18 protein-coding genes are annotated in these 25,117 nt (G+C 72.0%); 7 read left to right on the forward strand and 11 right to left on the reverse strand.

Translation table 11 applies throughout. The features are described from left to right. Positions 1 to 32 precede the first annotated feature (32 nt). Positions 33 to 2,303, forward strand: a complete 2,271-nt coding sequence (locus ACIO6U_RS14220; protein ID WP_401718787.1) for an alpha-L-rhamnosidase C-terminal domain-containing protein — start codon at positions 33 to 35, stop codon at positions 2,301 to 2,303. Between the two features lie 93 nt (positions 2,304 to 2,396). Here ACIO6U_RS14220 and acs read toward each other — a convergent pair whose 3' ends face one another. From acs to ACIO6U_RS14250, 6 genes are all read right to left on the reverse strand, one after another. Next, a complete protein-coding gene (gene acs / locus ACIO6U_RS14225) occupies positions 2,397 to 4,388 on the reverse strand; it encodes an acetate--CoA ligase (protein WP_401718790.1) in 1,992 nt (663 codons plus the stop codon). Beyond that, complete coding sequence (locus tag ACIO6U_RS14230) at positions 4,385 to 5,032, reverse strand: acetate uptake transporter (RefSeq protein ID WP_401718792.1); 648 nt, start codon at positions 5,030 to 5,032, stop codon at positions 4,385 to 4,387. The genes acs and ACIO6U_RS14230 overlap by 4 nt, the downstream gene beginning before the upstream one ends. Positions 5,033 to 5,215: 183 nt before the next feature. Continuing rightward, positions 5,216 to 7,063 (reverse strand): cation acetate symporter, encoded by a 1,848-nt coding sequence (locus ACIO6U_RS14235; protein ID WP_401718795.1) that lies wholly within the window; start codon positions 7,061 to 7,063, stop codon positions 5,216 to 5,218. Then, positions 7,060 to 7,650: a hypothetical protein gene (locus tag ACIO6U_RS14240; protein WP_401718798.1), complete on the reverse strand. Its 591-nt coding sequence runs from the start codon at positions 7,648 to 7,650 to the stop codon at positions 7,060 to 7,062. Before ACIO6U_RS14240 ends, ACIO6U_RS14235 begins: the two co-directional genes overlap by 4 nt. Continuing rightward, entirely contained in the window at positions 7,647 to 8,402 is a 756-nt protein-coding gene (locus ACIO6U_RS14245; protein WP_355341632.1) for a LytTR family DNA-binding domain-containing protein, read from the reverse strand. The genes ACIO6U_RS14240 and ACIO6U_RS14245 overlap by 4 nt, the downstream gene beginning before the upstream one ends. Then, complete coding sequence (locus ACIO6U_RS14250) at positions 8,399 to 9,589, reverse strand: sensor histidine kinase (protein ID WP_401718802.1); 1,191 nt, start codon at positions 9,587 to 9,589, stop codon at positions 8,399 to 8,401. The genes ACIO6U_RS14245 and ACIO6U_RS14250 overlap by 4 nt, the downstream gene beginning before the upstream one ends. Positions 9,590 to 9,712: 123 nt before the next feature. On the opposite strand from ACIO6U_RS14250, the gene ACIO6U_RS14255 reads away from it, so the two are divergent. Beyond that, positions 9,713 to 10,090: a VOC family protein gene (locus tag ACIO6U_RS14255; RefSeq protein WP_188284292.1), complete on the forward strand. Its 378-nt coding sequence runs from the start codon at positions 9,713 to 9,715 to the stop codon at positions 10,088 to 10,090. 338 nt (positions 10,091 to 10,428) lie between these two features. After that, positions 10,429 to 11,418, forward strand: a complete 990-nt coding sequence (locus ACIO6U_RS14260) for an Ig-like domain-containing protein (protein ID WP_391045872.1) — start codon at positions 10,429 to 10,431, stop codon at positions 11,416 to 11,418. 107 nt (positions 11,419 to 11,525) lie between these two features. On the opposite strand, the gene ACIO6U_RS14265 is transcribed toward ACIO6U_RS14260, so the two are convergent. After that, on the reverse strand, positions 11,526 to 12,263 hold the full coding sequence (locus tag ACIO6U_RS14265) for an SDR family oxidoreductase (protein WP_401718804.1): 738 nt from the start codon (positions 12,261 to 12,263) through the stop codon (positions 11,526 to 11,528). A 130-nt stretch (positions 12,264 to 12,393) separates the two neighbouring features. On the opposite strand from ACIO6U_RS14265, the gene ACIO6U_RS14270 reads away from it, so the two are divergent. Both ACIO6U_RS14270 and ACIO6U_RS14275 read left to right on the forward strand, forming a co-directional pair. Then, a complete protein-coding gene (locus tag ACIO6U_RS14270) occupies positions 12,394 to 13,062 on the forward strand; it encodes a TetR family transcriptional regulator (protein ID WP_391045877.1) in 669 nt (222 codons plus the stop codon). Between the two features lie 318 nt (positions 13,063 to 13,380). Then, positions 13,381 to 13,524 carry a hypothetical protein gene (locus tag ACIO6U_RS14275; RefSeq protein WP_391045879.1) on the forward strand — a complete coding sequence of 48 codons (144 nt, stop codon included), beginning with the start codon at positions 13,381 to 13,383 and terminating at the stop codon, positions 13,522 to 13,524. Between the two features lie 49 nt (positions 13,525 to 13,573). On the opposite strand, the gene ACIO6U_RS14280 is transcribed toward ACIO6U_RS14275, so the two are convergent. Next, positions 13,574 to 14,005, reverse strand: coding sequence for a hypothetical protein (locus tag ACIO6U_RS14280; RefSeq protein WP_401718808.1), 432 nt, complete (start codon positions 14,003 to 14,005; stop codon positions 13,574 to 13,576). Positions 14,006 to 14,327: 322 nt separating this feature from the next. After that, on the reverse strand, positions 14,328 to 17,474 hold the full coding sequence (locus ACIO6U_RS14285; protein ID WP_401718811.1) for a glycoside hydrolase family 2 TIM barrel-domain containing protein: 3,147 nt from the start codon (positions 17,472 to 17,474) through the stop codon (positions 14,328 to 14,330). A gap of 267 nt (positions 17,475 to 17,741) precedes the next feature. Between ACIO6U_RS14285 and ACIO6U_RS14290 the strand changes: the two genes are divergently transcribed. After that, positions 17,742 to 21,752, forward strand: coding sequence for a family 78 glycoside hydrolase catalytic domain (locus ACIO6U_RS14290; protein WP_401718814.1), 4,011 nt, complete (start codon positions 17,742 to 17,744; stop codon positions 21,750 to 21,752). Positions 21,753 to 21,912: 160 nt separating this feature from the next. After that, entirely contained in the window at positions 21,913 to 22,797 is an 885-nt protein-coding gene (locus ACIO6U_RS14295; protein ID WP_401718817.1) for an LLM class F420-dependent oxidoreductase, read from the forward strand. Positions 22,798 to 22,872: 75 nt separating this feature from the next. On the opposite strand, the gene ACIO6U_RS14300 is transcribed toward ACIO6U_RS14295, so the two are convergent. Together ACIO6U_RS14300 and ACIO6U_RS14305 are read right to left on the reverse strand one after the other, a co-directional pair. Continuing rightward, entirely contained in the window at positions 22,873 to 23,940 is a 1,068-nt protein-coding gene (locus tag ACIO6U_RS14300) for a chitinase (RefSeq protein ID WP_355341605.1), read from the reverse strand. Positions 23,941 to 24,075: 135 nt separating this feature from the next. Further along, the gene (locus ACIO6U_RS14305) at positions 24,076 to 24,921 is read right to left on the reverse strand and encodes a hypothetical protein (RefSeq protein WP_401718821.1); all 846 of its coding nucleotides are present in this window, start codon (positions 24,919 to 24,921) and stop codon (positions 24,076 to 24,078) included. Positions 24,922 to 25,117: the final 196 nt, after the last annotated feature.

Below are 25,117 nucleotides of genomic sequence, written 5' to 3' on the forward strand. Positions count from 1 at the left end.
TTCCGCAGAGGGACACAGAGAGGGAACGACGTATGCCCATTCATGTCCGCAGGAGCCGCGCGGCTGCCGCTGCCGTCGCGGCCGGGACCGTCATGCTGGGCCTGCTGCCCGGCTCGGCTATCGGCGCCGACGCGCCGACGACGACCGCGGCGGCGAAGGCGCACGACCCCTGGACGCAGGACGGCTACACCCCGCGCCCCGGCGACTGGCGCCCGTACGTCCTGGCGCCGGCCGGGCACACGGTCACCCCGGTCCGCGTGCTGTCGGCGACCGCGAGAGGCGGCGCGATCCAGGGCGACCCGAAGGCGGTGCTGGGCAACGGTCGCAGGGCCGTTCGGCTGGTCAGCACCGGCGACCGCACCCAATCCCCGCTGCTGGCACTGGACTTCGGCAGGGACGTCGGCGGCCGGATCAGCGTCAAGGTGGCGGGCGCGTCCAGGACACCGCCTCGACTGCACGTGTGCTTCAGCGAGTCGGTGCAGTACGCGGCCACCGCTCCGGGCGACAACAACGGTGAGGCGGCCCAGGCGCCGGGCTGCGACACCGCGAACATCTGGAACGGCTATCCCGGCCAGCCGTACACCTACGACGCCGACAGCCACACCATCACCCTGGACACGGCGAAGCTGCCCGCGACCTTGACGGACACTCAGCTGCGCGGCGGTTTCCGCTACGCGACGCTGTTCCTCGACGGGCCCGGCTGGGTGGACCTCGGCGCGGTGTCCGTGAAGTTCGACGCGGCGCCGCGGCAGAAGTCGCCCGCCGCGTACCAGGGCTGGTTCCTGTCCAGCGACGACGAGTTGAACAAGATCTGGTACGCGGGCGCGTACACCGTGCAGCTCGACACCTGGATGTCGGACACGGCCAAGAGCTGGCCGTACGCGACGGGCGAGGGCGATCACGCGGACAGTCAGGTGCCGAACGCCGATCCCGCCAAGGAGGTCATCTTCGACGGCGCCAAGCGGGACCGCATCGTGTGGCAGGGCGACCTGGCGGTGCAGGTCCCGGTCACGTATCTGAGCACCAACGACACGGACGCGGTGGACAATTCGCTGTCCTCGCTGGCCGCGCAGCAGTTGCCGGACGGGTACATGCCCGGCGAGAGCCTGGTGGGGCCGCACAATCAGGACGAGATCCGCACGTACGGCGAGTACGTGACGTGGTTCGTCTACAACCAGTACCAGCACTGGCTCTACACCGGTGACCGCGGCTATCTCGACAGGTGGTGGCCCGCGCTGACGAAGGCCACCGCGTGGCTGGAGTCGGTGCGCGCCCAGGACCCGCAGGGGCTGATCGCCTTCGGCGCGGTCAACTCCTGCGGCCACTACGGCTACAGCGACTGCGGACACGAGACCTATGTGAACGCGCTGTATGTGCGCAATCTCCAGGAGATGGCGGAGCTGGCCACCGCCCGGCACGACAAGGCCGCGTCCGGGGTGTACGCGGACCGCGCGACCGTGGTGAAGAAGGCGGTCAACGACCAGCTCTGGGACCCGGCCGTCGGTGCGTACCGGCTCTCGCGGGAGATCCCCGGCGCCTATCCGCAGGACGCCAACGCGGCGGCGGCGCTCACCGGGGTCGCCGACCAGCGGCAGGCGAGCAGCGCGATGGACTATCTGCGGCGGACGAGTTGGGGTCCCTACGGCGCGCTGACGATGGCGCCGAGCACGCCCAACGCGTCGATCGGGCCGATCTACGAGCCGCTGCCCAGCGGTTTCGAGGCGAGCGCGCGGCTGGGTCTGGCCGACGCGAGCGGCGCGCAGCAGACCGGCGGCCTGGATCTGATCCGTACCTTCTGGGGGTACCAGCTCTCGCAGGACCCGGGCGGCACCTTCTGGGAGAAGGCCGACCTGGCGGGACAGCCCGCCCTTTCGCAGTTCACCAGCCTCGCGCACGGCTGGGCTTCGGGGCCGACGGTCAGCCTCACCAACCAGGTGCTGGGCATCCGGCCGACCGGCGCGGGCTTCGCCTCGTACGCGATCGTGCCCACGCCCGGCGACCTCACGTGGGCGCAGGGCAAGGTGCCCACGCCGCACGGCGCGATCAGCGCGTCCTGGCGCGCGAACGGCGGCGGCTTCACGCTGGCCACCGACGCGCCGCGCGGCACCACCGGCAGGCTCGCGGTGCCGACCGGCGGCGCGAGGGTGCGGGTCACCCTGGACGGGCGGACCGTCTGGGACGGCACGCGGGCGGTCGGCGGCGCGCGCGTGAGCGGTGACGGGGTGAACGTGTACGTGGACGCGGTCGGCGCCGGGCACCACACGCTGGTCTCGCACAAGGCGCTCCAGCGGCACGGGAGTTGAGTGACGACGGCCCGCGGGCGGTGGGGAGACCGCCTCGCGGGCCGTCGGCGCGTACCGGCCGGGACCGGATCCGGGGCGGTACGCCGCTCCCCGCTACTCCTCGTCCGTCGGAGCGCCGGAGGACGAGCCGCCGGGCAGCCGTTCACGGATGGTGTCCATCACCGTGGAGTCGGTCAGCGTCGTCACGTCGCCGAGGTCGCGGTGTTCGGCGATGTCGCGCAGCAGTCGGCGCATGATCTTGCCCGAGCGGGTCTTGGGCAGTTCGGCGACGACGAGGATCTGCCGGGGCCGGGCGATCGGCCCGATCTCCTTGCTGACGTGCGCCCGCAATCGCCTGGCCACGTCGTCGCCGCCCGCCTCCCGCGCGGCCTTCTCGCCGTCGGCGCGCAGGATCACGAAGGCGACGATGCCCTGCCCGGTCGTGGCGTCGGTGGCGCCGACGACGGCCGCCTCGGCGACCAGCGGATGGGACACCAGCGCGGACTCCACCTCGGTGGTGGAGATCCGGTGCCCCGACACGTTCATCACGTCGTCGACCCGTCCGAGCAGCCAGATGTCGCCGTCCTCGTCCTTCTTCGCGCCGTCGCCCGCGAAGTACCAGCCGGGGAAGCGCGACCAGTACGTGTCGATGTACCGCTGCTCGTCGCCCCAGATGGTGCGCAGCATGCCGGGCCACGGCTCGGTCAGCACGAGGTAGCCGCCGGAGCCGTTCGGCACCGGACGGCCCGTGTCGTCCACGACCTCCGCCGAGATGCCGGGCAGCGGCCGGAGCGCCGAGCCGGGTTTGCAGACGCTGACGCCCGGCAGCGGGCTGATCATCTGCGCGCCGGTCTCGGTCTGCCACCAGGTGTCGACCACCGGGCAGCGGTCGCCGCCGATGGCGCGCCGGTACCACATCCACGCCTCGGGGTTGATGGGTTCGCCGACCGAGCCGAGCAGCCGCAGCGACGTCAGGTCGTACTGGCCCGGGATCGTGTCGCCCCACTTCATGAAGGTGCGGATCGCGGTGGGCGCGCAGTACAGGATCGTCACCTTGTACTTCTCGACGATCTCCCACCACCGGCCCTGGTGCGGGGAGTCGGGCGTGCCCTCGTAGAGCACCGAGGTCACGCCGTTGGCGAGGGGGCCGTAGACGATGTAGGAGTGGCCGGTGACCCAGCCGATGTCGGCGGCCGTCCAGTACACGTCCCGCTCCGGCTTGACGTCGAAGACCGCCCAGTGCGTCCAGGCGGCCTGGGTGAGGTAGCCGCCGGTGGTGTGCAGGATGCCCTTGGGGCGGGCCGTCGTGCCCGAGGTGTACATGATGTAGAGCGGGTGCTCGCTGTCGAACGCCTCGGCCTCGTGCTCGGCCGACTGCGCGTCCACCAGGTCGTGCCACCACACGTCCCGGCCCGAGGTCCACGCCACGTCCTGGCCCGTACGGCGCACGACCAGGACGCTGCGGACGTCGGGGCAGCCTTCCACGGCCTCGTCCACGGCGGGTTTCAGGGCCGAGGCGGCGCCCTTGCGGTAGCCGCCGTCCGCGGTGATCACCACCCGCGCGTCGCAGTCGAGGATCCGGCCGCGCAGCGCGTCGGCGGAGAAGCCGCCGAAGACGACGGTGTGCGGTGCGCCGATACGGGCGCAGGCCAGCATCGCCACGACCGTCTCGGGGATCATCGGCATGTAGAGCGCGACCCGGTCGCCGGCCCGCACGCCCAGCGAGAGCAGGGCGTTGGCGGCGCGGCAGACCTGTTCCTTGAGGTCGGCGTAGGTGAGCGTGCGGGTGTCGCCGGGCTCGCCCTCCCAGTGGAAGGCGACCCGGTCGCCGAGCCCGGCGCGCACGTGCCGGTCGACGCAGTTGTCGGCGACGTTGAGCTTCCCGCCGACGAACCAGCGGGCGAAGGGCGCCCGGCTCCAGTCGCGTACCCGGGTCCAGGGCTCGGCCCAGTCCAGCCGGGCCGCGGCGGCGGCCCAGAACGCCTCGACGTCGGCCGCGGCTTCCTCGTACGCGGCCGCGGTGACATTGGCCCGCGCGGCCAGTTCGGGCGGCGGGGGGAAGCGCCGGTCTTCTCTGAGCAGGTTGGAGAGGGTCTCCTCGGTCATGAGTGGGGCTCCTCCACCGGTCCGCCGCGGCGGCCGACGGAGAGTCCTGACAGCGGGAGCACGGGGACGACGGCGCGCTTCCAGGTGCTGTTGGTGACGACGGCGAAGGAGGCGTACCAGGCGAACACGGCGGTGACCAGCCCGATCCAGCCGCCGACCTTGGTGATGGTGACGGACTTGTCGAATTCCGCGACGGTCAGCACGATGAAGGTCGCCGACAGGGCCACGAAGACCGCGAACAGCGCGGCGTTGGTCCGCAGGGCGGCGACCGTCATGTAGACGGTGAAGATCGCCCAGATCAGCAGATAGAGGCCGGTGGCCTGGTTGGCCGTGTCCGGGGGCAGGTCGCCGACGACGAACTTCACATAGGCCGCGTAGGAGAGCCAGAAGGCGCCGTAGGAACCGAAGGCGGTGGCGCCGAAGGTGTTGCCCTTCTTGAACTCCCACATTCCGGCCAGCAGTTGCATGAGTCCGCCGTAGAACAGCGCGAGCGGCAGGACCACCGTGAGCAGATTCTGGTCGATGAGGTGGGCGTTGAAGGAACTCAGGACGAAGGTGGTGGCGGCGAACGCGGCGAGGCCGAGCGGTCCGGGGTCGGCGATGCCGTCCACGGGCGGCCGTTCGGTCGTGACGGGGGTGCTCATCTGCGGTTCCCTCCTCGGTGAGGAATGGCGGCGCGAAGCGCGGTACGTACGCCGCCGCGGGCCGTGCTGGGCCCGCTCCCACGCTAGGAACGCCGACGTCGGGGGGCCACAGCACCACAGCGGGCGTCGCCCAGCGGTCGGGTCCGGGCGACGGACGGTCCGTCAGATACGGTGAGCGGTCGGTCAGATACGGCGAACGGTCGGTGACCGCTCAGCGGCGGGTCCCGGCGCGCCGGGCGTCTCCCGCGGCGCGGGGACGCCGAGTCGACCGGGCTGACCGGGTTCCGGCTGCGCGCCGACCTCCTCCGGCAGGTGCATGCGCAGCATCACCCGGTCGACGTCCGCGCGCGAGATCCGGCCGCGGGTCAGCAGCGACCCGACGACCATGACGGCGAAGGCCACGGGGACGGTCCAGGCCGCGGGTTCTTCGAGCAGCGCGGCGCTCCAGCCGCCGCCGGGTCCGCGCACGCTGGTCAGCACGACCGCGACGGCGGCGAGTCCGCCACCGGCCACCAGGCCGAACAGCGCGCCCAGGTCGGTCAGTCCGCGCCACCAGATGCCCAGCACCAGCAACGGGCAGAAGGACGAGGCGGCGACGGCGAAGGCCAGGCCGATCGCGTCGGCCACCGGCAGGCCGGGGGTCGCGACCGTCATCGCCAGCGGCGGTACGGCCGCCGCGAGCGAGGCCCAGCGGAAGCCGTGGGTCGAGCCGCGCAGCAGGTCCTGCGAGACCACGCCCGCCACCGACACCGTGAGTCCCGACGCGGTCGACACGAAGGCCGCGAAGGCTCCCGCGGTCGCCAGCGCCGCCAGCAGCCGCCCCGCCTCACCGGCCTGGGTGATCTGCGGCAGCACCAGTACCGCGGTGTCGGTCTGCCCGGTGAGCAGCAGTTGCGGCGCGAAGATCCGGCCGAGCGCCCCGTAGACCGGCGGCAGCAGGTAGAAGCCGCTCAGCAGGATCAGGACGAGCAGCGTCGTACGGCGGGCGGCCCGTCCGTCGGGGTTGGTGTAGAAGCGGACGAGGACGTGCGGCAGGCCCATCGTGCCGAGGAAGGTGGCCAGCAGGATCGAGTAGACGGCGTACAGCGGGTGCGATCTGCCGCCCGCGCCGGACAGCGGGCTCGCCCACCTGGCGCCGGTCGCCGGTGCGAGGCCGACCTTGTGCGGCACGGGGACGCCTTCGGGGAAGGTCAGGCCGGTGCCGCCTTCCGCCGTGTGCTCGCCGCGCACCAGCCGTACGGGCACGCCGTGTCGCTCCGCGCGCGACGCCCCCTTGGCGCCGTAGGCCGTGCCGTCGAGGGTGCCGCTGACCGTCACCGTCACGGGTGTCGCCACGTCGAAGCGGACCTGGCTGTCGAGCCGTACGACCGTGGTGTGCGGGAAGCGCGGCACGTCGGGCGCGGTCAGCGAGGGGGTGCCCGCCGACCGCCAGGCCAGGACGAGGAAGACGGCGGGCACCGCGATGGCGGTGAGCTTCAGCCAGAAGTGGAAGCCCTGCACGAGGGTGACGCTGCGCATGCCGCCCGCCGCCGAGACGCCGACGACGGCCACCGCCACGACCACCGCGCCGACCCAGCGCGGCGCGCCCGTCACCGTCTGGAGGGTCAGGCCCGCGCCCTGCAACTGCGGTACGAGGTAGAGCCAGGCGATGACGGCGACGAAGACGCTCGCCACCCGGCGCACGGCGGTGGACCCGAGGCGTTCCTCGGCGAAGTCCGGCAGCGTGTACGCGCCCGAGCGGCGCAGGGGCGCCGCGACCAGCAGCAACAGCACCAGATATCCGGCCGTGTAACCCACCGGGTAGGCCAGCATGTCGACGCCGTAGGCCATCAACAGGCCCGCGACGCCCAGGAAGGAGGCGGCCGACAGATACTCGCCGCCGATCGCCGAGGCGTTCCACAGCGGTGAGATCTCGCGGGAGGCGACGTAGAAGTCGGAGGTGGCGCGGGACAGCCGCAGGCCGTAGAAGCCGACCACGACGGTCGCCACGAGGACGACGACGAGGGCGGTGAAGCCGAGCGCCGGATTCATCCGGCCTCCGGGCCGGGGGCGCTGGGCGCGGGGCCCGTCGCCGGGTCAGAGGCGGTGGGCGCGGGTCCCGCCGCCGGGTCAGGGGCGCCGGGCGTCGGGGCCGCGGGTGCCGGGTCAGGGGCGGTGGGCGCGGCCTGCGCCGCCGGGTCAAAGGCGGTGTCCGTCGGGGCCGCGGGTGCCGGGCCCGAACCCGGCGGCGCGTCCGGGGCGTTGAGCAGATCCGTGAAGTCCCGCTCGACGCGCTCCGCGTGCCGTACGTGGAACCAGGCCGCGCCCACCAGCAGCGGGTAGGCGACGACGCCGAGCAGCAGCCAGGCGAGCCGGACCCCGAGGACGGCCACCGTGCGCAGCCCCGGCGCGAGCGCGAAGGCGGCGGGCAGACCGCCGATGACGACCGCGAGGACGGCCAGCACGCCGAGCGAGAGCCGCAGTTGGTCCCTGACCAGGGAGCGGACATAGACCTGGCCGAGGCGCGGCTGCGCGTGCAGGTCCTCGGCGACGGCTCGCGCGGACCAGCCGCCGGTACGGTCGCGGCGCGGCGCGGTCACCGCGACCCGGCGCGGCGGTGGCGGTTGCGTACCGCTCATGACGGCCCCTCGCCGGGCGCGGGCGACCACTGCATCAGCAGGTCCCGCAGTTCCCTGGAGTGGCGTCGGCTGACCGGGAGTTCACCGCCCGCCACGCGTACCGTCCAGTGCCCGGCGTCCGAGCGCAGCTCCTCCACGTGGCGGAGCGAGACCAGGTACCCGCGGTGGATGCGGACGAAGCCGTGCTGCGCCCAGCGCTCCTCCAGGACGGCGAGCGCTATCCGGACCAGTGGCGCGTGGCCGCCCGCGTGCAGGCGTACGTAGTCCCCCTGCGCCTCGACGTACGCGACGTCCTCGCGGCGGATGAAGCGGGTGACTCCGCCGAGGTCGACCGGGATGCGCTCGTCGGAACGGCCCGCCGGGGCGGCTCCCGGTGTGTTGCCCTCGATGACGGCGGCGACGCGGCGGACCGCCTCGGCCAGCCGTTCCCTGCCGACCGGTTTGAGCAGGTAGTCGCAGGCCTTGAGGGCGAAGGCGTCGACGGCGAAGTCCTCGTAGGCGGTGACGAAGACGACCGCGGGCGGCCGGGCGAAGCGGCCGAGGACGCGGACCAGGTCGAGGCCGTCGAGGCCCGGCATCCGGATGTCGAGGAAGACGGCCTCGACCGACTCGTCCTCCAGCAGCCGCAGGGCCTCGTCGCTGCTGCCCGCGCTGAGCACCCGGCCGACCCGCCGGTCGCCGCGCAGCAGATACGTCAGGTCCTCCAGGGCGGGCGGTTCGTCGTCGACGGCCAGGACCTGCAACGGTTTCACGATGCGCGTACTCCGTTCCGGTACTTGGGCACCCGGACGTTGACCTTCGTCCCGGCGCCGGGGGCGGTCTCCACCACCAGGCCGTACTCGTCGCCGAAGACCGTACGCAGCCGCTCGTCGACATTGCCCAGGCCGAGCGAGTCGCCGTCGTCCTCCCCGGCGAGCCGCATCCTGACCTCCTCGGGGTCCATGCCCACGCCGTCGTCCTCCACACTGATGCGGCACTCCGCGCCCGCGTCCTCGGCCCTGATGGTGATGCGCCCCGGCGTCGACTTGGGTCCGAGTCCGTGGCGTACGGCGTTCTCAACGATCGGCTGGAGGCAGAGGAACGGTACGGCCACCGGCAGCACTTCGGGCGCGATGAGCAGATCGACGCGGAGCCGGGAGCCGAACCGGGCGCGTTCCAGGCGCAGATAGCGGTCGACGGACCGCAACTCCTCGGCGAGGGTGGAGAACTGGCCGTGCCTGCGCAGGCTGTAGCGCGTCAGCTCGGCGAATTCGAGGAGCAGTTCACGGGCCTGGTCGGGGTCGGTGCGGACGAAGGAGGCTATGGCGGTCAGCGAGTTGTAGACGAAGTGCGGGGAGATCTGCGCCCGCAGCGCGCGCAATTCGGCTTCGATCATCCGGGTGCGCGAGCGGTCCAGCTCGGCGAGTTCCAACTGCGAGATGACCCAGTGCGCGACCTCGCCCGCGGCTCTGACCAGGCCCGCCGACACCTGGCGCGCGTACACCGACAGCGCGCCGACGACCAGGCCGTCCACCACCAGCGGTACGACGACGGCGCTGCGGATCGGGCACCGGTCGTCGCCGCAGTGGATCTCCTCGGCCGGGACCACCCACGGCCGCCCGGCGTCCATCGCCTCCCGCGCGTGTTCCACGGCCTGCGCCGCGTGTCTGCGGCCCGGACCTTCCCAGGCCAGCAGTTCGCTGTCGCCGATGACGGCCAGCGCGGGTGTGCCGAGCAGCGCCCGCAGATGGCGGGCGGCGCTGCGGGCCGACTCGGGGTCGAGGCCGTTGCGCAGCGGGGGCGCGGCCAGTGACGCCGAGTGCAGGGTGGCGAAGGCGGCCCGGTCGGCGGGCGTCCCGAATCCCCTGCGCCCGCGAACCAGCCAGAACAGGGCCGCCGCGGCGCCCGCGACCACCAGCGCGACCGACACCACGGTGATCACTGACCCCATGCCCCGCATTATCGCCAGGTGTGACGGCGTGAGACAGGTCCCGTTCGCAAGATTCCGTCGTGCGGGGGCCGTACCGCCGGTTTCGGCCCCGCCGTCGCGCGCCGGAGCCGCCGTGCCCCCTACGCTCTGTTCATGATTGCCGAATTGCAGTGCGTGGTGCTCGACTGTTCCGATCCGGCGGAACTCGCCAGGTTCTACAAGTCGTTGCTCGGCGGTACGGTCGACCGGCCCGATCCGCGCTGGTCGTTGAGCGACGGCTGGGCGACACTGCACACCGCGGCCGGGCTGGTGCTGGCCTTCCAGCGGGTCACCGAATACCGCAGGCCGCGCTGGCCGGAGCCCGCCTCCCCGCAGCAGTTCCACCTCGACTTCGGCGTGCCCGATCTGGCCGAGGCCGAGGAGAAGGTGCTGGCCAGGGGTGCGATCCTGCTCGACGACGGCGCCGGGACCCGGAGCTGGCGCGTCTACGCGGACCCCGCGGGGCACCCCTTCTGCCTGATCAAGCACTGAGTCCCGGCTGATCGGACACCGCGTCCGCGGGTCCGAGTACGGATTCCGCGTGTCCGGCCGCTGATTCCGCGTCTCAGCGCGGATTCCGCGTGTCCGGGCGGCGATTCCGCGCGTCCGGGCGCCGGGCACACGCCCGGTGACACCGCATCACCCTGTGTGACAGGCGCCACGCGGCGATCCGGCAGGCTTGGCCGTCGCTTTACGTGAGCCCTGCAACCGCCGTGATCGGGTAGGGGTCTGTAGTAGACGTACCGTGGTGATCAGGCGTAGCGGACGCGCCGGGACACGACCGTACGTACCGGACGTAAGTGACGCAGTGATACGAGTGGAGCACGGGCATGAGTCGGTTCAGGGGCAGCTTGGGTATCGCGCTGGTGGCCGGAGCGGTGCTCGCGGGCACGAGCGCGTGCGGCGGGAGCGGGCACGACGCCGCCTCGTCCGCTGCCGACGGGAAGGCGTCGGCGTCGGCGAAGCCGAGCGCCACGCCCTCGCCGACGAAGCCGACCCCGAAGGGGCCGCCGATGCTGCTCGACACGATTACCCCGCAGACCGGGACCACGGTCGGCGTCGCGATGCCGGTCTCGGTGCTCTTCACCAACCCGGTGGCGGCCTCGGCCCGCGCGAACATAGAGAAGCACCTCAAGATCACCACGTCCGTGCCGACCACCGGCGCCTGGCACTGGTTCAGCACCACCCGGGTCGACTTCCGGCCCGAGTCGTACTGGAAGCCGGGCACGAAGGTCACGGTCGACGCGAATCTGACCGATGTGCCCAACGGCAACGGGCGGTACGGGGTGCACGGCTACCACCACGCGTTCACCGTCGGCGACGACAACGAGGCGACCGTGTCGGTGCCGGGTCACACGATGAAGGTCACGCACAACGGACAGGTCGTGAAGACCCTGCCGATCGACGCGGGCAGCCCCACGTGGCCGTCCTGGGACGGGACGATGGCCGTCATCGACAAGGCGGAGAAGGTCCACATGACGTCCTGTAGCGTCCACATAACCTGCGACAAGAGCAATCCGGACTACTACGACCTGACCCTGCCGTGGGACGTGCACCTGACGAATTCGGGCACGTACATCCACTACTCGACCGGGGACCCGCAGCCGGGGCACAGCTTCGGTTCGCACGGCTGCGTCCACCTGTCGCTCACCGACGCCAAGTGGTTCTACAACTACGTCAAGCAGGGCGACCCGGTCACCATCACCGGCTCCCCGCGCGGCAAGGCCCCGGGTAACAACGGCTACGCCGACTTCAACCTGTCCTGGTCGCAGTGGCTCCAGGACAGCGGCACCGGGCAGATGACGACCACGACCGCCTGAGACCCGCCGCCTCCTGACCGCTGACCCCGGACCCCTGACCGCTGACCGTCCGAGGTGCGGCGTTGGCGTACCGGCGGCGCGGGACCGGCCGACCCGGTCCCGCGCCGTCAGCTCTGCGCGGTCGGGCGGACGACGATCTCGCCGACGTCGATGTCGGCGGGCTGCTCGATCGCGAAGGCGATGGCGCGGGCGACGGCGTCCGGCGGCATCGCGATCCCTTCCACCATCTCGGCCAGCTTGGCGCGCGCTTCGGGGCGCCGCATGCCGCCCGCGAATTCGGTCCTCGTCATGCCGGGCGAGACGATCGTCACCCGCAGCTTGCCCCCCGCTTCCTGCCGCAGGCCCTCGGAGACGGCGCGCACGGCCATTTTCGTACCCGAATAGACCGACTGACTGGGCACAATTCGGTGGGCCGCCGTGGACGCGGTGTTCACGAAATGGCCGAAGCCCTGCGCGCGGAATACCGGAAGCGCGGCGGCGATGCCGTACAGCACGCCTTTGAGATTGACGTCGACCATCTCCTCCCAGTCCTCGACGCGCAGTTCGTCGAGCGGGGAGATCGGCATCGCCCCCGCGTTGCTGACCAGCACGTCGAGCCGCCCGTAGCGCTCGGTCGCCAGACCCACGAGCCCGGCGACGTCGGCGCGGCTGCGCACGTCGGTGCGCAGGTGGGCGACCTCGCCGCCCGCTTTCCCGATCCGTGCGGCGACCGCGGCGAGCCGGTCCGTCCCACGGGCACCGAGCACCACTTTCGCGCCGCGTTCGGCGAGCAGCAGCGCGGTCGCCTCGCCGATTCCGCTGCTGGCTCCTGTGATCGCGACGACCTTGTCCTTGATTTCGGTCATGACTTTTCCGTCCCTGCGGGATTGAGGGGTTCGAGTGTGCGGGGGGAGTTCCGCGCACGAGGAATGTAAGAGGGCTATCACTACGGTACGGTAAGAGGACTATCACGTCCAGCGCGCGAGGAGGCGGCCCGTGTCGGGGAACGCGCAGGGCGGCCCCCAGCGGGGCCGCTACCACCACGGCGAGCTGCGCCCCGCGCTGATCGAGGCGAGCTTCGATCTGCTGGCGGAGGCGGGGCCCGCGGCCTTCTCGGTCGCGCGGGTCGCCCGCAGGCTCGGGGTGAGCACGGCAGCGCCCTACCGGCACTTCGCCGACCGCGACCACCTCTTGGCCGCGGTCGCGACCCGCGCCGCCGAGGAACTGGCCGAGCGGTTCCGGCAGGCGGCCGACGGCGCGGGCCAGGACCCGGCCGAGCGCTTCGCGGCGACCGCGGGGGCGTACGTCCGCTACGTCGGCGCGCGCGGCGCCGGTTTCGACGTGATCTTCGCCAGGCCCCTGGTGGCGCTCCAGGACCGGGACCTCGCCGACGCGGGCCGCCGACTGGTGGACCTGCTCTTCGAACTGGCCCAGGACGCCCTCGGTCAGGGTCCCGCCGCCGCGCTGACGCTCCTGGAGCAGCACGTGACGGCCGCCCACGGCTACGCGACACTGCACCCCGGCGGCCTCTTCAGCCGCGTGAGCCCGCGGGAGGGAGTCGACGGCACCGCGGACCTCGCGGTGGCCACGAGCCGCGCCCTGGTGCGCGGCGCGCCCGAAGCCGCCGCCCCCGGCCCGCCCTCCCCCGGCCGCCCGCACGACTGACCGCGCGGGACCGGGCCGCGACCGGGCCGCGACGGGACCGCCGCAGCGCCGCGACAGGCCCGAGCCGGGCCGCACCGAGGCCGGCGCCGGGCCCCCTTCGACCCCGCTCCGGACCCCGCCGACCCGCCAGGGCCAACGCCACGTTCGGTCCTGCGGCCCGCAGGGCGTACCGTCATAGGCGGCGCGTACCGTCGTCCCAGGACGACCTGCCGTTTTCCCACGCACCAGGGCGGAGCCGTCACCAATGACGGCGACGACCGCCGCGGGCGGACCGAGACAGCGGCGACCGCCGTCATCACCACTCACTGGGGGATCTTCATGGACTCTTCGCCTTCGCTCTTCTCCAATCCGGAGCAGACCGCCCCGCGCCCGGCCACCGTGCCCAACCCGGCGCCGGTCAACGACCCGTTCCTCGCGCCGCCGGAGGCCCCGCACGAGGAAGAGGACGAGGACGCCTCGTAACGACCGGCGCCCCCGTCCCGACCCGTCGCTCGGTCACCCGGTCACCCCGTCATTCGGTCCGCAGCGCCACCGCCGTCCGCGTCCTGGCCGCCCAGCTCGCCGGGAGCAGCGCCCCGCCCGCGGCGATGGCCAGGCCCGCCACCGCGAGCAGGGCGATCTGCGGGGCGTGGTAAACCGCGAGGTCGGCGTGCGGGATACCCGTACCGGCCGCTTCGCCCATGATCGGCAGCACATGGCCGTGCAGGGCGATACCGGGCGGCACACCCGCGAGTCCCGCGACCGCGCCGACCGAGCCCGCCGAGGTGAGCACCATCGCGACCGTCTGCCGCGGCGCCATGCCGAGCGCTTTGAACACGCCGAGGCCGAGCGCGGTGTCGAGGGCCGCGAGGTAGCGGTCGCGGTCGGTGCCCGCCGTCAGGCGCACGGAGAACGTGTCCGGCCGGAAGGCCAGTCCGACGCGGGTGAGCGTCCGTTCGTCCATCAGGACCCGCGTGCCCGAGTCGCCCGTGGACAGCGCTTCGCCGACGATACGGACCGGCGTGCCGCGGCCGTCGTGCTCCAGGGTGACGGTGTCGCCGACCCGGACCCCGGCCGCCTTCAGGAACCGGTCGGCGACGACCGCCTCGCCCGACCCGGTGCCGAGGTAGGAGCGGGTGCCCGGCTGAGCGGCCAGAATCCGGGCGACCGCGGCGGGATCGGCCTTCCCGGTCTGCCCGTTCTGCCCCGGGCCCGGCGCCCCCCCCCGCGCCCGGAGGCGGGGGCGCCTGGGTACGGACCACGACCGAACGGTGACGGCGGCGCGGTCAGCTCCCGCTGACGGTGAAGTCGGTGATGCGCTGGGCGCCGTCGGGTGTGCCGGGGGCGGCGCTGGTCAGGTCGAGGCGCAGCCGCGGGGTGCGGACGGCGGGGAAGGTGATGACCGTCGGCGCGCCGCTCGCCGTCGCCCAGGTGATCGCCGGGTTCTTGACGGGCACGTAGCGGTCGCCGTCCCAATAGGAGAGCGTGACGGCGCCGGGCAGCGAGTGGGTGGCGTCGACGGTGAAGGTGACCGAGAGGGTGTCGATCCGCTGCGGCGCGGCCCAGGCGACCGAGACCCAGTCGGCGGGGCGGGCGCCGTGGAAGGCGGGCAGCAGGGCGGTGGCGCTCTTGTTGAAGGCGTTGGACCAGCCGGTGGCGGGGTTGCCGTCGAGCATCGCGGCGGGCAGCGCGTTGCCCGCGCCGGAGTAACTGGCGTCCGCCAGCGGGTAGCTGACGGGCCCTGGGCCCGGGTCGGGTGAGAAGCGGACCGGGGGTGTGGTGGCGACGGGTCCCGACGCGCGGCCGGTCCGTATCGAGGTGGACGCGGGGTGCAGCCCCGGCGCGCTCGCGGTCAGGGTGAGGCGGCCCGCCTCGGTGCCCGAGCGGACGATGGCGAGTGCCTTGCCGTGGAAGGCGGTTCTGGTGGTGGCCTGGTAGCGCTCGGCGCTCTCCTGCTGTCCGTTGTCGACTCCGGCCAGGGAGCCGCCGGTGGTCTTGAAGGTGATCAGATGGCCGGCGCCGGGGACGACGGTGCCGTGCGCGTCGATCACCTCGGCGGTGACGAAGGCCAGGCGGTCGCCGTCGGCGGTCAGGGAGTCGCGGTCCGGCGTCAGGCGCAGGCCGCGCGGCTCGCCCGCGGTGCGCAGCACGTCGGTCGCGACCGTCCTGCCGTTCTTCCGGGCGACGGCCTTCAACTCACCGGGTGCGAAGGGGACTTTCCAGGTCAGGTGGAGTTTGCCCGCGCTGCCGTTGGGGCTGGTGTAGCTGCCGGGGTACGGGCCGCCGGTGACCGTCTTGTCGTCGCCGGTCGCCTCGGTGGTCTCCAGATACGTCCGCCCGTCGACGGTCTTCTTGGTGTCGAAGCGCCGCACCCCGAGCGAGCGGCCGTTGAGATACAGCTCGACGGTGTCCACGTTGGCGTATGCCCAGACCTCGACGGTCTCGCCCGGCGTGTGGTCGGTCCAGTCCATGGGCACCAGGTGGACCATCGGCTCGCTCGTCCACTGGCTGCGGAAGAGGTGGTACATGTCCTTGGGGAAGCCCGCGGTGTCGACGGCGCCGAAGAAGGACGCCTTCACCGGGAAGACGCCGTAGGGCGTGGGTTCGCCGATGTAGTCGGTGCCCGACCAGAGGAATTCGCCGGCGAAGAAGGCGCGGTCGCGGTCCTTCTTCAGGCCGTACTCGCCGCTCATCGTCCAGGACGCGAGGTTGTTGTCGTAGCTGGAGGTGGCGCGCTTGCCCGGGGTGTGGTTCTCGCCGGTGTTGAGGTGTTCCGGCTCCTGGTAGGCGCCGCGGGTCGAGGTCTCGGACGACGACTCGGACTCGAAGAGGAACAGGTGCGGGTAGCGGGCGTGCAGGGCGTCCACGGAGGCCGCGGTGTTGTAGTTGAGGCCGAGGCCGTCGAGTTTGGCGAGCATGAGGTCGGCGGCGGAGCCGACCGCGGGCAGGCCGCGGTATTTGTCGGAGCCGATGACGACCGGACGGCTGGTGTCGCGCGCGCGGACCGCGGTGATCAGCCCGTCGGCCATGCCGAGGCCCGCGGTGCTGGTGGAGTCGGGGATCTCGTTGCCGATCGACCACAGGATGACGGCGGGCGAGTTGCGGGCCGCGTCGACCATCTCGGTGATGTCGGCGGCGCTGTGGGCGTCGAAGAACCGGCCGTAGTCGTAGGTGTTCTTGCCGCTGCGCCAGCAGTCGAACGCCTCGACCATCATGACGATGCCCAGTTCCTCGCAGACCTGGACGATCTCCGGCGACGGCGGATTGTGCGAGGTCCTGAAGGCGTTGACGCCCATCGACCGCATGATCGTCATCTGGCGGCGCACCGCGTCGATGTGGACGGCGGCGCCGAGCGCGCCCTGGTCGTGGTGCAGGTCGACGCCCTTGAGCTTGGCGTACCGCCCGTTGACGAACAGCCCGCGGTCGGGGTCGATCGTGACGTGGCGGATGCCGAAGCCGGTGGTGTACGTGTCCACCGTCCGTCCGTTGACGCGGACTTCGGTCAGCAGGGAGTACCGGTGTTCCGGGGTGTCGAACGACCAGAGGTCGGGGCGGTCCACGCGCAGTTCGGCGGTGACGTCCCGCGCTCCGCCCGCGCCGGGCAGCGTCAGCGGTGAACTGGCCTTCGCCACCTGGCGGCCGCGCCGGTCGAGGACGGTGTTGACGACGGTGGCGGAGGGCGCCGCGCCCGACTCGTTGACGACCGAGACCTGCGCGCGGACGGTGGCGTAGCCCTTGCCGTGCGAGGCGGCGAGGGTGTCGGCGAGTCCCGGCGTCGTCACATGGGTGCCCCAGCGCGCGACATGCACGGGGTCGGTGATGACCAGGCGGGCGTTGCGGTAGATGCCGCTGCCGGAGTACCAGCGGCTGCTGGGGAGTTGGTTGCGGACCTCGACGGCGATGACGTTGGGGGTGCGGCCGTCGGTGTGCAGCAGGTCGGTGAGGTCGAGGGCGAACCCCGTGTAGCCGTAGGGGTGGTTGCCGACGAGTGTGCCGTTGCAGTAGACGTTGCTGTCCATGTAGACGCCGTCGAACTCGACGGAGACACGGCGTCCCGCGACCGAGGGCGGCAGGGTGAACGCCTTGCGGTACCAGCCGAGTCCGCCGGGCAGATAGCCGGTGCCGCCCGAGGTGCCGTTGGCGGTGGTCGGGGTCTGCTCGATGCTCCAGTCGTGCGGGACGCGGACGGTGCGCCAGCGGTAGTCGTCGTAGCCGGGCTGTGCGGCGTCGGCGTAGGCGCCGGTCGGGTCGGTGATGCCGCCCGGGTTGACGAGGGCGAAACGCCACCCGTCGGCGAGGTCGACCGTCCGCGGAATGGTGGTTCCTGTTGATCCGGAACGGGCGCTCGCGACTGCGGTGAGACCGGGGAGCGAGGGTACGGCGACGGCCCCCGCCGCCCCCGCGATCAGGAACGACCTGCGATCGACCGGCATGGTGGATCCCTCCTCATTGAGGTACGCGCATTCCGGCGCCCTCGACCGAGCGTCGGCAACTCACGGGCGAACAACCGGCATTGAACAGAATCAACCAATCGCACACGAATTCTTGCAGGGCCGCACCGCCGGGGGTCAAGGGTCGCGTCACCGCCGGTTCGGCCGGCCCAGAAATCGCTGTCGCACACCTTGTCGTGGCACCGCCACACACCGTATGAATCTATCCATGCATCTTGAAACGTTTCGATCGCATACCAGGAGAACACCGTGAAGCGGCCGGTCCGGACGACCGCCGCTCGCGTCGCCCCCCGGCGCCGATCGGCGCTCCTCGCGGTGACCGCGGCCGTCGCGGCCCTGCTTCCCGCCGTCGGCTCGGTGACGCCCGCCCAGGCGTCGTCCGGGCACCTCGGCGCACTCGCGCCGACGTCCTTGCAGGTGGACGGGGAGTCCTCGGACGCGGTCGTCGGCGGTCAGCGCCCCACGTTGTCGTGGGTGGTGAACGACTCGCGGCGTGCCGAGGCGCAGACGGCGTATCAGGTCGTGGTCGAGGCGGCGGCCGTCGGGAAGGGCGGCCACGCGCATCAGGTGTGGGATTCGGGCCGCGTTCGTTCGGCCGATTCGGTGAATCGTTCTTATGGTGGTCCCGCGCTGGCGAGCAACACCACCTACACCTGGTCGGTGCGCACCTGGGACCGGGCGGGCGACCGCTCCCCCTGGTCGGCCCCCGCGCACTTCGACACCGCGCTGTTCTCCGCGTCCGACTGGTCCGCGTCCTGGCTGCGGGTCGCCGACGGCGCGCTGGTGCGCGGCGGCGTCGACCTCCCCAAGTCCGTCGCCCGCGCCCGGCTGTACTTCGGCGCACAGGGCATCGTGGAACCGCACGTCAACGGCGCCGTGGCCGAACCCGGCCAGGTGCTCAACTCGACGGTGACCGACTACACCAAGCGCGTGCTCTACCGCGACTTCGACGTCACCCGGCAACTGGTGCGCGGACACAACGCGTTGGCCTTCATGGCGGGCAAGGGACAGTTCTCCGGGCAGCCGACCTTCGTCGCGCAGCTCAACGTCACCTACACCGACGGCACCTCCGCAACATTCGGCACCGGACCGGCCTGGCGCACCACCGCGGGGCCGGTGACCGGCGACGACTTCTACCTCGGCGAGACGTACGACGCCCGCCGGGCCGTGACCGGCTGGGACACCGCGGGCTTCGACGACAGCGCGTGGAAGCCCGTCGTGGCGGTCGCCGCCGCGACGCACCCGCAGAGCCTCGCGCAGGGCAGGCCGGTGACCTCGCGGGACACGACCTCCTGCTGCGGCTGGTCGCCCGCCGCCCTCACCGACGGCGTCGACGGCTCGACGGACGCCTCCCAGGGCTACCACTCGGCCGTGGCGACGACCGCGGACGACACCAAGTGGGTGCAGGTCGACCTCGGTTCCGCGCAGCCGCTCTCGGGCGTCAGACTCTTCCCCGCCCGGCCGACCAACGACCCGGCGGGCGACCTGCCCGGCGCCGGATTCCCGGTCCGCTACCGCGTCGAGGCCGGTGACGATCCGACCTTCGCCACCGCGACGACCCTCGTGGACCGTACCGGCGCCGACCAGCCCAACCCCGGTACGACGTCGGTTTCGATACCGGCCGAGGTGACGGCCCGTTATGTGCGCGTCACGGCCACCAAGCTGTACTGCAACGGCTCCGGGTGCAATCTCCGGCTCGCCGAACTCGGCGTGTACGGCGCCCACCCGGCCACCGTCTTCAGCGCACTGACCCGGCTCCAGGCCGACACGACGCCTCCGACACGTATCGTCAAAACCTTCAAGCCGGTGGCCGTCACGCACCCGGTGGCCGGGTCGCAGGTGTACGACTTCGGGCAGAACATCGTCGGCTGGGTGACGATCAGGGCAAGCGCCCCGTCCGGCACCACCGTTGACATCAAGAAGGGCGAGATCCTCGCCTCGGACGGACAGGTCACCACGTCCAACATCAGCTTCGGCGACGGCGATCCGGTCCGGCAGACCGAGCATTACACCTTCGCGGGCAAGGGCGCCGAGACCTACGCCCCGCACTTCAACTACTCCGGCTTCCGGTACGCCCAGCTCACCGGCGTGCCCGCGGGCACCGCCGTCACCGTCACCGCGCAAGAAGTGCACTCCGACGTCGCCACGACCGGACAGTTCGACACGTCGAACACGGTGCTGAACAGCATTCAGACCGCCCTCGTGCAGACCCAGTTGAACAACCTCCAGTCGATTCCGCTGGACTGCCCGACGCGAGAGAAGCACGGCTGGCTCGGCGACGCGGGCGACACCGACGTCGAGGCGATGAGCAACTTCGACATGCGGGCGTTCTACGACCAGTGGGCGCAGACCGTCGTCACCAGCGCCCACCCCGACGGCAGCCTGCCCTCGGTCGCGCCCACCCAGGGCGCCACCGACTGGTTCACCGACCCCGCGTGGGGCTCGGCCTACCCGCAGATCATCTGGGACTCCTACACGCAGTACGGCGACGCGGGCCTGGTGCGCGCCAATTACGCGCAGGTGAAGAGCTGGGTCGACTACCTCGGCACGATCAGCGACAGCGACCACGTCGTCACCGCCGCGCCCGGCTCCTGGGGCGACGACTGGGTGGCGACGGTCAGCACCCCGCACGTCTTCTTCCAGACCGGCTACTACTTCCTGGACGCCACACTGCTGGCGAAGATGGCCGCGGTCGTCGGCGACACCGCGGACGCCAGGCGCTACACCGACCTGGCGCGGCAGATCGGGGCGGGCTTCACCAAGCGGTTCCTCGACGCCGACACCGGTGTGTGGAGCACCGGCACCCAACTGGCCTACGCCATGCCCCTGGTGCTCGGTCTGGTCCCGGCCGCTCAGCAGAAGGCGACCGTCGACCGGCTCGTCCAGGACATCGCCAAGCACGGCAATCACGTGACGACCGGCTTCGTCGGCACGTCCTTCGTCTACCAGGCGCTCGGCATGTCCGGCCGCAACGACGTGGCGCTGGCCGTCGCGGAGCGCACCGACTTCCCGAGCTTCGGCTACATGGTGGCCAACGGCCCCGGCACGATCTGGGAGAAGTGGCCGAACTCCTCGGCGGCGGACGGCACCTCGTCCAAGGACCACATCGGTCTCGCCGGTTCGATCGGCCAGTGGTACTACCAGCAGCTCGGCGGCATCCAGCCGGACACGGGACCGGCGGGCGCCGCGTACCGCGCCTTCACCCTCGCGCCCAGCGTGGTCGGCGACCTCACCCGGGTCTCCGCGCGGCAGCGGACCGCGCGCGGCACGGTCATCAGCGCCTGGCAGCGCGACGGGTCCACGCTGACCTACCACGCGGTGGTGCCGGTCGGCTCGACCGCGACCATCAAGGTGCCGCTGCTCGGCGGCGCCCGGTCGACGGTGACCGAGAGCGGCCGGACGATCTTCGCGGACGGCCGCCGCGGCCGGAGCGACCCCGGCCTGAGCGTGGGCACGGCGGACGGCACGACGCTCACCGTGACCGCCGGGTCCGGTGACTACACCTTCACCGTCCGCCCGCCGCGGACCCCGTACACCCAGGTGTCGGTCTCCGCGGGCGCGCCCGCGCCCGCACTGGTCAAGGGGAACGGCGGTACGACGATCGGCGCGGTGGTCGAGGGCCACTCGACCGCGCCCGGCGCCACGGCCACGGTCGGCGCCGACGTCCCCGCGGGCTGGACCGTGACGTCCACACCCGCCCGCGTCCCGCTGACCCCAGCGTCCACCGCGACCTTGGCGAACGTCAAGGTCACACCGCCGAGCGGGACGAGGAGCGGTACGTATCCGGTCACCGTGACCGTACGGTCGTCCGACGGTACGACGGCCAAGGCCGCCCTCGAGGTGCTGGTCCTCGGCAGTTGGCCGCAGGGCACCACGGCCGCCGCCTCCAGCGAACACGCGCCGAACGTCGTGGACGGCGCGACCCGTACGTACACCGCGGGCAATGCCGTCGACGGTGATCTGAGCACCTTCTGGAACGACGACACCGACTCCCGGTACCCCGACACCCTGACCGTCACCGCGCCCGCCCCGACCACGCTGAACGGCGTGGGCTTCGCCTCGCACAGCGACGGCGTCCCGACCGCCTTCACCGTCCAGACCTGGGACGGCGCGGCGTGGGTGACACAGGCCGACCTCACCGGCAACACCGACCAGTACCGCTGGATACCCTTCGCGGGCTCCGTCACCACCACGCGGGTCCGCGTCGTGGTGACAGCGGCGCAGAACAGCTTCACCCGGATCGTGGAGCTGACCCCCTAGGGTCGCCGTCCCAGGGCGCCTCACACGGGCGGCCCGGCTGTTCGTACCCGTTCGGCTCACCGGGTGCGGAACAGACGGGCCGCCCGTTCCGCTTGCATGGGTGACGGACCGCGCCCGGCCGACCGGGCGGGCGCGCGGCGCGCATCGAGGAAGGGCTCACATGGGACAGCACGACCGGCTGGGCAGGATCGGGATCTGGAGCGGCGCCTGGACGGCGGCGGTGAACGGCGCCGGAGTGACGTACACCGGCGCGTACGACGAGGCCGCCGCCGAGGTCGAGGCGCTGGGGTACGGCGCCGTCTGGCTCGGCGGGAGTCCCGGCGTCGCCGTCGCGGAGCCGCTGCTGAAGGCCACCACCCGGCTGACCGTGGCGACCGGCATCCTCAACATCTGGAACGACGAGGCCGCGGACGTCGCCTCGCAGTGGGCGGCGGTGGAGCGTACGCATCCGGGCCGGTTCCTGCTCGGGCTCGGCGTCAGCCACGGCCCGCTGGTCAAGCGCTACGCGCGGCCGTACTCCGCCATGGTCGACTACCTGGCGGCGCTGGACGCGGCGCCGGAGCCGGTGCCCGCCGGGCGGCGGGTGCTGGCGGCGCTCGGCCCGAAGATGCTGGAGCTGTCCCGTGACCGTGCGGGCGGCGCGCACCCGTATCTGGTCACCCCCGAGCACACCGCGAAGGCGCGCGCGGTCCTCGGTGCGGGGCCGCTGCTCGCGCCCGAGGTCAAGGTCGTGCTGGACACGGACCTGGAGTCGGGGCGTGCCAAGGCCAGGGATCATCTGAAGCTGTACCTGGCGCTGCCCAACTACACGAGCAATCTGCTGCGTTCGGGCTTCATCGAGGAGGACCTGGCGGGCGGTGGCAGCGACCGGCTGGTGGACGCGGTCTTCGCCGTGGGCGACGAGAGCGTCATCGCGGCGCGGGCGGCGGAATTCCTCGCCGCGGGCGCCGACCACCTCGCGGTCCAGGTGGTCACCGGCGATCCGGCGCGGCCGTTGCCGCTGGCGGAGTGGCGCAGGCTGGCTCCGGTGCTGATCGAGGGCTGAGTCTCCGCTTATTCGCGCGGAGTTGACCGGGACGCCCGCCCGCCGCGGACGGGCGCCCCGGATTCCCGCGCGGGATCAACGGCCTTGCAGCGCCTTGACGTTGTTGCCGAAGGTCCAGTTCTTCGAGCCGTCCCAGTTGAGCGACCAGGTCATCAGGCCCTTGAGCGCGCCGCTGTAGCTGTTCCACGCCTGGGAGACCAGACCGGTCGTCATGTAACCGCCGCCCGCGCCGGGTTGGGCGGGAAGGCCGGGGACCTGCTTGTCGTACGGGACGCGGATGGTGGCGCCCTGGACGACGAGCCCCTTGTTGAGGCAGGTGGTCTGCGCGGTGAAGCCGGCCACCGTACCGGCCTGGTAGGAGTCGCCGGAGCAGCCGTACATGCTGCCGTTGTAGTACTGCATGTTGAGCCACCAGAGCTTGCCGTTGTCGGCGTACTTCTTCACGATCGGCAGGTAGGCGCCCCAGATCGAGCCGTAGGTGATGCTGCCGCCGGTGACGTACGCCGTCTCGGGGGCCATCGTCAGGCCGAAGCCCGCGGGCATCCGGGACAGGACGCCGTCGATGATCCGCTCCAGGTTGGCCTGCGAGGCGGAGAGGGTGTTGATGTTGCCGCTGCCGACCAGGCCGGTCTCGATGTCGATGTCGATGCCGTCGAAGTTGTACTTCTGGAGGATCGGCACGACGGTGGCGACGAAGCGGTCGGCGACCGCGCTCGAGCTGAGGTCGATGCCGGCCGCGGCCCCGCCGATGGACATCAGGATCGTGGCGCCCGCCGCCTTGGCCTGGCACATCTCGGCCGGGGTGGCGACCTTGACGCCGGTGTCCATGCCGTCCTGCCACAGCACGGTGCCGTCGGACTGGATGACGGGGAAGGCCGCGTTGATCACGTTGTAGCCGTGGGCGGCGATCCGGCTGTCGGTGATGGGGATCCAACCGAGGCCGGGGTGCACGCCGTTGGCGGCGCCGTCCCAGTTCTCCCAGTACCCCTGGAGCACCTTGCCCGAGGGCCGTGCCTTGGTCGCGCAGGTGTCGGCCGCGGCCGACGCCGGTTGTGCCGCGTGGGTCGCCGCGGCGACCGGAATCTGCGCTAGGAAGGCCATGGCGAGGCCGACTCCCAGCAGACGCACCCTCCGACCGATCATGTCGTACTCCTCGTGGTGTCGTCGCGCACTCACAGGCCGTAGTGGACCGGATCGTAAAGTGGTCTGAACCACTCGTCAATAGGTCTGGACCAAGCCCGTGGTGCGGCGACGACAGTGACGGGGGATACGGAAGGGTCAGCCGGTGGTCGGACGGTAGGCGTAGGCGGTGGTGGAGACCGCGCACACGCTCGGCGAAATGATCTCGACCCGCAGCACCTTCGCGTTCGCGTCGTAGTCGACGCCCTCGGTCTCGAAGCCGCCCGAGCAGACGCTGCTGCGCGGCACCTGGAAGAGGGTGGCGACCCGGCCGGTGACGGGCGTGCCGTCGAGCGCGTGCGGCAGGTTGACCTGGAAGACGTCCTTGGCGTCGTTGTCGGAGACGCAGACCAGCCGGGTCGCGGAGACGAAGTCGCAGCCCTGGACGTCCGTGACGGCCTTGTCGAGGCTGATCTGTCCGGCCTGCGCGAGGGTGCCGCCGGTGGCCGGGGTGGCCGGGTTGGTCAGCGGGGCGGGGAAGACCTGGAGCCGGTTGACCGTGCCCCACTCCCCCTCGACCAGCCACCGCGCGTCCGGCGAGACGGTCGCGAAGGAGTTGTTGAGCAACTCGCCCTGGTCCAGCGGGTGCACGTAGTCGTAGCTGTGCCCGTCGGGCGTGGTGACCTCGAACATCTTCGAGGTGGCGCTGTCGCCGCCCTGGTAGGCGTCGAAGACGTAGCCGTTGACGATGTCCGGGTCTCCGACGTGGTTCCAGCCCGCGATGCGCAGCCGCAGCGGGATCGAGCCGAGGCCGCGGGTGAGGACCGAGCCGTCGGCGCGGGTGGCGATGCCCTCGCCCGCGGTGAGCGTGCTGTACACCGTGTTGCCTGCGGCCACCCACCCGCCGGGCGAGTCGGCGTGCGCGGTGGAGGTGCCCACGGCGGTCAGGGCCGCGGTGGCGAGCAGCAGGGCGGCGGCGCGGCTACGGAGTGCGCGTGCGGTCAACGGAACCCCCGGTGTGGACGGTGGGGGGCCGCCCGCGGCACGGGGCAGCCCTGTGACAGCAGTGACCCTAGGGCCTGACGGGCCGACGCCACCACAGCGCGTGGGCCAACTCGACCTGAACGGGCGGCGATCGGTTCGTTCGCGCCGGACATGGGTGCGGGGCGGGCGGGGCCGGTCGTGCCGGTCCTCGCCCGCC

The sequence above is a fragment of the Streptomyces sp. NPDC087422 genome (assembly GCF_044744145.1).
GTDB lineage: Bacteria > Actinomycetota > Actinomycetes > Streptomycetales > Streptomycetaceae > Actinacidiphila.